The organism is Endozoicomonas sp. ALC013 (assembly GCF_049310205.1).
Taxonomy (GTDB): Bacteria; Pseudomonadota; Gammaproteobacteria; order Pseudomonadales; family Endozoicomonadaceae; genus Endozoicomonas.
This window is the reverse complement of sequence record NZ_JBLYNS010000191.1, coordinates 1-7,293: the sequence shown is the minus strand read 5'-3', so window position 1 is coordinate 7,293 and position 7,293 is coordinate 1. Positions and strand designations below refer to the sequence as shown.

4 protein-coding genes are annotated in these 7,293 nt (G+C 49.5%); all 4 read right to left on the bottom strand.

What is annotated here, in order from left to right; all coding sequences use genetic code 11:
* A partial coding sequence (locus ACO6V1_RS21530; RefSeq protein ID WP_422468460.1) for a hypothetical protein occupies nt 1-621 on the bottom strand: 621 nt, incomplete at its 3' end.
* 105 nt (nt 622-726) lie between these two features.
* A complete protein-coding gene (locus tag ACO6V1_RS21525) occupies nt 727-4,233 on the bottom strand; it encodes a DUF1601 domain-containing protein (protein WP_422468458.1) in 3,507 nt (1,168 codons plus the stop codon).
* Nucleotides 4,234-4,380: 147 nt separating this feature from the next.
* The gene (locus tag ACO6V1_RS21520) at nt 4,381-5,865 is read right to left on the bottom strand and encodes an RAP domain-containing protein (protein WP_422463861.1); all 1,485 of its coding nucleotides are present in this window, start codon (nt 5,863-5,865) and stop codon (nt 4,381-4,383) included.
* 59 nt (nt 5,866-5,924) lie between these two features.
* Nucleotides 5,925-7,293 (bottom strand): RAP domain-containing protein (locus ACO6V1_RS21515; protein WP_422468456.1); only part of this gene is annotated, 1,369 nt, incomplete at its 5' end.

Below are 7,293 nucleotides of genomic sequence, written 5' to 3'. Positions count from 1 at the left end.
AGCGATTTCCTGAGCACTAATATCACGGGCTTTCGGTTTTTGGTTGCAGTTAAATATTATTGCATCAAGAAGTGTCGACAATAAGACAGCTTGAGTGAGCTGAACACGCTCATCCAGCGGTTTATGAGGGGTAAAAACACCTGCTGAAGTCAATGAGTGAAGTGTTGTCGTCAGGCTTCGCCAATTCCAGCTCCGTGTTGCCGTAAAATTTTGCAGCAAGCGCATCAGCTGGCTTTGTTCTGTGCGATTTAACGGTCTTTTAGCAGCTGATGAGTATTTTTTAATTAAACTGGCATACTGACCGTGATTTCTCCCATCATAGCGATAGCCGAAATGATGCGATTTACTTACCAGGTCATCCATTACTTCTTGTTTGATGAGGGCATTAAAATCTTGAGTAGGGTTTACTGTACGGCGCTGTAGATATTGACAAGAGCGTGTGTCAGAAGAATGGTAAAATTCATTGCGACCCGGTGCCGTGCGGGGGGGATGATTCCATGGTCTGACAGTGGCATGTCGGTATCGCCCATGCCTTGAAGAAGGGGCATGGCCATTCGGTTCGTTGTAACTGTTATCTGATCTTGGGTATTGACCACTGATACCAGCAGAACGTCTATCCATAATTAAATTTCATTAATTCATGAAAATATTAAAGGCAGACTGCTGTTATGCCCAGAAGTTCATTGTGCGGCAAAGTATACTTGAGTCATGATGGGAGTAGGGCGATTACTGGCTGCTTGCTTTCTTCCTCTTTGCCGGGTTGGTTTGCTCTGCTAAATGTTCTTCGGTAGTAACGTATGCAGTACCTGCCCACCCTCTTTTAAGTGATACAAAACCATGACCCTGTGGTGGGATGCCTATCCTGGTCTTTATTTGATCAATGTATGGTTTCATTAAATCGTTGCTCAAAAGCTGGTTAGTCGGGATTTCAATGACCTCAAATCCTGCTTTTTGCAGCAGTGCGATTTTCAGCAGAGTCGAACCGTTCCTGGTTTTGAAATCACCACCCACATAATGAGAGGGACCCTGAACTTCAATCACCATGTTGTGATCTGGCAGAAGCAGGTCAACCGGAGGTAATGAGTTCAGACTCTTTTCCTCTTCGATCTTCAAAAATGGAATAGATGATTTGAGTTGATCGCGGAGGTCGACCTGGGTTTTTGAAATGTTTGTGTGGTAATGGCGAACGACCGGACAGGCTCTGCCAAGCCAACTTGCAGCCATGGTAATGATGGATTGTTCCTCATCATTGTCTGGCGAGGTATTTTCCAGGCGAGTGAACAGGTCATCCATGTGCTTTTCAAACACGTTACTTTTATTGGCATTGGAATCCAGAAACAACCTGGCACAGCATACCATGACTCCCCAGAGAGACAACGGTATCTCTTTCTGTGAAAACTGAGGGTTCTCTCTGATTCGATAGACAAGCGATTCGAACGTAGAGGTAACCACGTCCAGCTCAAGGAGTTCACCCAGTTTCGCCATGGCCCATAGCATGATGGCAATACCCTGGGCATTAAATTGGTTTTTCTGTGCGTTTACGCGGGGCAACAGCGCGGCCACGGCCTCTTTGAACTCTGGTGTCCACTCGTGGCCGGTATCCACCAGTTTTGCCATGGCCCACAGCAGGTTGGCGATATGCTGAGGAATAAACTGGTCTTTCTGTGCGTCCACGAGGGGCAGAAGTGTGGCCACGGCCTCTTTGAACCCAGGTGTCTGCTCCAGCCCGTTGTACAAAAGTTTCGCCATGGCCCACAGCAGGTTGGCGATTCCCTGTGGTTTAAAGTCAGCTTTCTGTACTTTCATGTGGGGCAGCAGCGCAGCCACGGCCTGGTTGAAATCTGGTGTCTGCTCCTGGCTGTTGTCCACCAATTTCGCCATGGCCCAGAGCAAGTTGGCGACTCCCTGCGGAACAAATTGGTCTTTCTGTCTGTGCACGCAGGGCAACAGCGCGGCTATGGCCTCTTTCAGATGAGGTGTCCGTTCCTGCCCGTTGTCCACCAGTTTCGCCATGGCCCACAGAAGGTTGGTGATTTCCTGCGGAATGAAGTTAGCTTTCTGTGCGTTCATCTGAGACAACACTGCGGCCACGGCCTCTTTGAGCTCTGGTGTTTGCTCCAGCCCGCTGTCCACCAGTTTTGCCATGGCCCACAGCAGATTGGCGATTTCCTGTCGTTTAAAGTTGGCTTTCTGTGCATTTACCTGGGGCAACAGCGCGACCACGGCCTCTTTGAACTCTGGAGTCAGCCTCTGCCCGTTGTCCACCAGTTTTGCCATGGCCCACTTCAGGTTGGCGATATGCTGAGGAATAAATTGGTTTTTCTGTGCGTTCACGAGGGGCAACAGGGCGGCTAAAGCCTCTTTGAGCCCTGGTGTCCGCTCCAGCCCGTTGTCCACCAGTTTCGCCATGGCCCATAGCAGGTTGGCGATACCCTGGGCAGTAAATTGGTCTTCCTGTGCGTTCACGTGGGGCAACAGCGCGGCTACGGCCTCTTTGACCCCTTGAGTGTGCTCCTGCCCGATGTCTACTATTTTCGCCATGGCCCACAGCAGGTTGGCAATAGCCTGCGGAATAAATTGGTCTTTCTGTGCGTTCACGTGGGGCAACAGGGCTGCCACGGCCTCTTTGAACACAGGTGTCTGCTCCAGCCCGTTGTCCACCAGTTTCGCCATGGCCCACAGCAGGTTGGCAATGTTCTGGGCATTAAGTTGGTTTTTCTGTGCGTCCAGGAGGGACAGCAGGGCGGCCACGGCCTCGTTGACCCCTGGTGTCCGCTCCAGCCCGTTGTCCACCAGTTTCGCCATGGCCCACAGCAGGTTGGCAATGCCCTGGGCATTAAGTTGGTTTTTCTGTGCGTTCATGAGGGGCAACAGGGCGGCCACAGCCTCGTTGAGCCCTGGTGTCTGTTCCTGCCTGTTGTCCACCAGTTTCGCCATGGCCCACAGCAGGTTGGTGATGTGCTGAGGAATAAATCGGTTTTTCTGTGCGTTCACGAGGGGCAACAGGGTGGCCACAGCCTCGTTGAGCCCTGGTGTCCGCTCCAGCCGGTTGTCCACCAGTTTCGCCATGGCCCACAGCAGGTTGGCAATGCCCTGGGCGTTAAATTGGTCTTTCTTTGCATTCAGGAGGGGCAGCAGGGCGGCCACCGCATCTTTGAGACCTGGTGTCCGCTCCAGCCCGTTGTCCACCAGTTTCGCCATGGCCCACAGCAGGTTGACAACGCCCTGGGCATTAAACTGGTTTTTCTGTGCGTTCACGTGGGGCAACAGCGTGGCCACGGCCTCGTTGAGCCCTGGTGTTCGCTCCAGCCCGTTGCCCACCAGTTTCGCGATGGCCCACAGCAGGTTGGCAATGGCCTGGGCATTAAACTGGTTTTTCTGTGCCTTGATGAGGGGCAACAGGGCGGCCATAGCCTCTTTGAGTTCTGCTTTACGCTCCTGCTTGTTGTCCAGCAGTTTTGCCATGGCCCACACCAGGTTGGTGACTTCCTGTGGTTTAAAGTGAGCTTTCTGTGCGTTCACGTGGTGTAACAAAGCGACAACGGCCTCGTTAAGCTCTGGTGTCCGTTCCTGCCCGTTGTCCACCAGTTTTGCCATGGCCCACAGCAGGTTGGCGATTCCCAGGGCATCAATATCCCTGGCTGGAGGCTTTTGGTTGCAGTTAAATATTATTGCATCAAATAGCGTTGACAATAAGTTAGCCTGAGTAAGTCTAACTCGCTCATCCATGGGTTTATGTAAGGTAAAAACACCCGCTGAAGTCAATGAGTGCAGTGTTGTCGTCAGGCTTCGCCAATTCCAGCTCCGCGTTGCCGTGAAATTTTGCAACAAACGCATCAGCTGGCTTTGTTCAGCTCGATTTAACGGTCTTTGAACAGTTGACGTGTATTTTTTAATTGAACTGGCATATTGCCCGTGATTTCTCCCATTATAGCGATGACCGAAACGATCCGATTGACTTACCAGATCATCCATTATTTCTGGTTTGATGAGGGCATTAAAATCTTGAGCAGAGTTGACTGAACGGCACTGTAGATGTTGAGAAGAGCATGTGCCAGAAGAATGGTAAAATTCATTGCGACCCGGTGCAGTGCAGGGGGGATGATTCCATTGTCTGACTGTGGCATGTCTGTATCGCCCACGCCTTGAAGAAGGGGCATGGCCATTCGGTTGGTTGTAACCGTTATCTGATCTTGTGTATTGATCACTGATACCAGCAGAACTTCTATCCATAACTATATTTCATTGATTCATGAAAATATAAAAAGCAGACTGCTGTTCTGTTCAGAAGTTCATTTTGCGGAAAAGTTTACTTGAGTCATGATGGGAGGAAGGCGATGACTGGCTGCTTGTTTTCTTCCTCTTTGCTGGGTTGGTTTGCTAATTTGAATGTTCTTCGGCAGTTACGTATGCAGCATCTGACCACCCTCTTTTAAGTGATGCAGAGTCATGACCCTGTGGCGCGATGCTTTCCCTGATCTTTATTTGATCAATATAGGGTTTCATTAAATCTTTCTTCAAAAGCTGGTTAGCCGGTATTTCAATGACCTCAAATCCTGCTTTTTGCAACAGTGCGATTTTCAGCAGAGTTGAACCATTCCTGGTTTTGAAATCACCACCCACGTAATGAGAGGGGCCCTGAACTTCAATCACCATGTTGTGATCGGGCAGTAGCAGGTCAACCGGAGGTAATGAGTTCAGACTCTTTTCTTCTTCAATCCTCAAAGATGGAATAGATGATTGGAGTTGATCGCGGAAGTCGACCTGGTTTTTTGAACTGTTTGTGTGGTAATGGCGAACGACCGGACAGGCTCTGCCAAGCCAACTGGCAGCCAGGGTAATGATGGATTGTTCCTCTTCATTGTCTGGCGATGTATTTTTCAGGCGAGTGAATAGGTCATCCATGTGCTTTTCAAACACGTTGCTTTGATTAGCATTGGAATCCAGAAACAACCTGGCACAGCATACCATGACTCCCCACAGAGACAACGGTATCTCTTGCTGAGAAAACTCAGGGTTCTCACTGATTCGATAGACAAGCGATTCGAACGTATAGGTAACCACGTTCAGCTCAAGGAGTTCACCCAGTTTTGCCATGGACCAAAGCAGGTTAGCGATTTCCTGTGGTTTAAAGTTAGCTTGTTGTGCGATCACGAGAGGCAACAGGGCGACCACAGCCCCGTTGAGCTCTGGTGTCCGCTCCTGCGCGTTGTCCACCAGTTTCGCCATGGCCCACAGCAGGTTGGCGATTCCCTGGGCATCAATATCCCATGCTTCAGCTTTTTTGTTGCACTTGAATCTTATTGCATCCAGTAGCGTTGACAATAAGGCAGCTTGAGTACGCTTGACACGCTCATCCACGGGTTTATGAGGGGTAAAAACACCTGCTGAAGTCAATGAGTGAAATGTTGTCGTCAGGCTTCGCCAATTCCAGCTCCGCGTTGCTGCGAAATTTTGCAGCAAACGCATCAGCTGGCTTTGTTCCGCTCGATTTAACGGTCTTTTGGCAGCTGACGTGTATTTTTTAACTGAACTGGCATACAGGCCGTGATCTCTCCCATCATAGCGATGACCGAAACGTTTTGATTTCCTCACCAGACCAGCCATTATTTCTGGTTCGATGAGGGCATTAAAATCTTGAGCAGAGTTTACTGAACGGTGCATTAAATATTGAGAAGGGCTTGTCTCAGAAGAATGGTGAAATTTATTACATCCCGGGGTAGAGCGGGGGTGACTATCCCGCTGTCTGACTGTGGTATGTCTGTATCGCCCACGCCTTGAAGAAGGGGCACGGCCATTCGGTTGGTTGTAACCGTTATCTGATCTTGTGTATTGACCACTGATACCAGCAGAGCTTCTATCCATAATTATATTTCATTAATTCATGAAAATATAAAAAGCAGACTGCTGTTCTGTTCAGAAGTTCATTTTGCGGAAAAGTTTACTTGAGTCATGATGGGAGGAGGGCGATTACTGACTGTTTGTTTTCTTCTTCTCTTTTTCTTCTTTTTTGCTGGGTTGGTTTGCTTTTCTAAATGTTCTTCACCAGCCACGTATGCAGCATCTGCCCACCCTCTATTAAATGATACAGAGCCATGCTCCTGTGGGGGGATGCCTATCCTGGTCTTTATTTGATCAATACATGGTTTCATTAAATCCTGATTCCAAAGCATGTTAACCGGGATTTCAATGACCTCAAATCCTGATTTTTTCAGCAGTGCGATTTTCAGTAGAGTCGAACCATTCCTGGTGTTGAAATCACCACCTACGTAATGAGACGGTCCCTGAACTTCAATCACAATGTTGTGATCTGGCAGAAGCAGGTCAACCGGAGGTAATGCGTTCAGGCTCTTTTCTTCTTCAATCCTCAAAGATGGAATGCATGATTGGAGTTGATCGCGGAAGTCGGCCTGGGTTTTTGAAATGGCTTTCTGGTAATGGCGGACGACCGGACACGCTCTGCCAAGCCAACGTGCGGCCATGATCATGATGGATTGATCCTCTTCATTATCTGGCGAGGTATTTTCCAGACGAGTCAACAGGTCACCCATGTGCTTTTCAAGCACGTTATTTTTATTGGCATTGGAGTCTAGAGCCAATCTGGCACAGCATACCATGACTCCCCAGAGAGACATCGATATCTCTTCCTGAGAAAACTGAAGGTTCTTACTGATTCGATAGACAAGCGATTCGAACGCAGAGGTAGCCACGTTCAGCTCAACGAGTTCACCCAGTTTGGCCGTGGCCCACAGCAGGTTGGCAATACCCTGGGTATTAAATTGGTCTTTGTGTGCGTTCACGAGGGGCAACAGCGCGACCACAGCCTCGTTGAGCCCTGGTTTCTGCTCCTGCCCGTTATCCACCAGTTTTGCCATGGCCCACAGCAGGTTGGTGACACACTGGGCATTAAATTGGTCTTTCTGTCCGTTCACGCAGGTCAACAGCGCAGCCACCGCTTCTTTGAACACCGGTGTCTGTTCGTACCCGTTGTCCACCAGTTTTGCCATGGCCCACAGCAGGTTGGTGATATGCTGGGGAATAAATTGGTCTTTCTGTGCATTTACGTGGGGCAACAGCGCAGCCACAGCGTCTTTGAGCTTTGGTGTTTTCTCCAGCCCTTTGTCCACCAGTTTCGCCATGGTCCACAGCAGGTTGGTGATTTCCTGTGGTTTAAAGTTAGCTTTCTGTGCGTTCACTTGGGGCAACAGCACGGCCACGGCCTCGTTAAGACCTGGTGTCTGCTCGTACCTGTTGTCTACCAGTTTCGCCATGGCCCACAGCAGGTTGGCGATA

What these genes read in the sequence shown, in the direction of transcription:
- ACO6V1_RS21525 (WP_422468458.1), bottom strand. Translation starts at nt 4,233, where the DNA reads ATGGATAGAAGTTCTGCTGGTATCAGTGATCAATACACAAGATCAGAT.
- ACO6V1_RS21520 (WP_422463861.1), bottom strand. Translation starts at nt 5,865, where the DNA reads ATGGATAGAAGCTCTGCTGGTATCAGTGGTCAATACACAAGATCAGAT.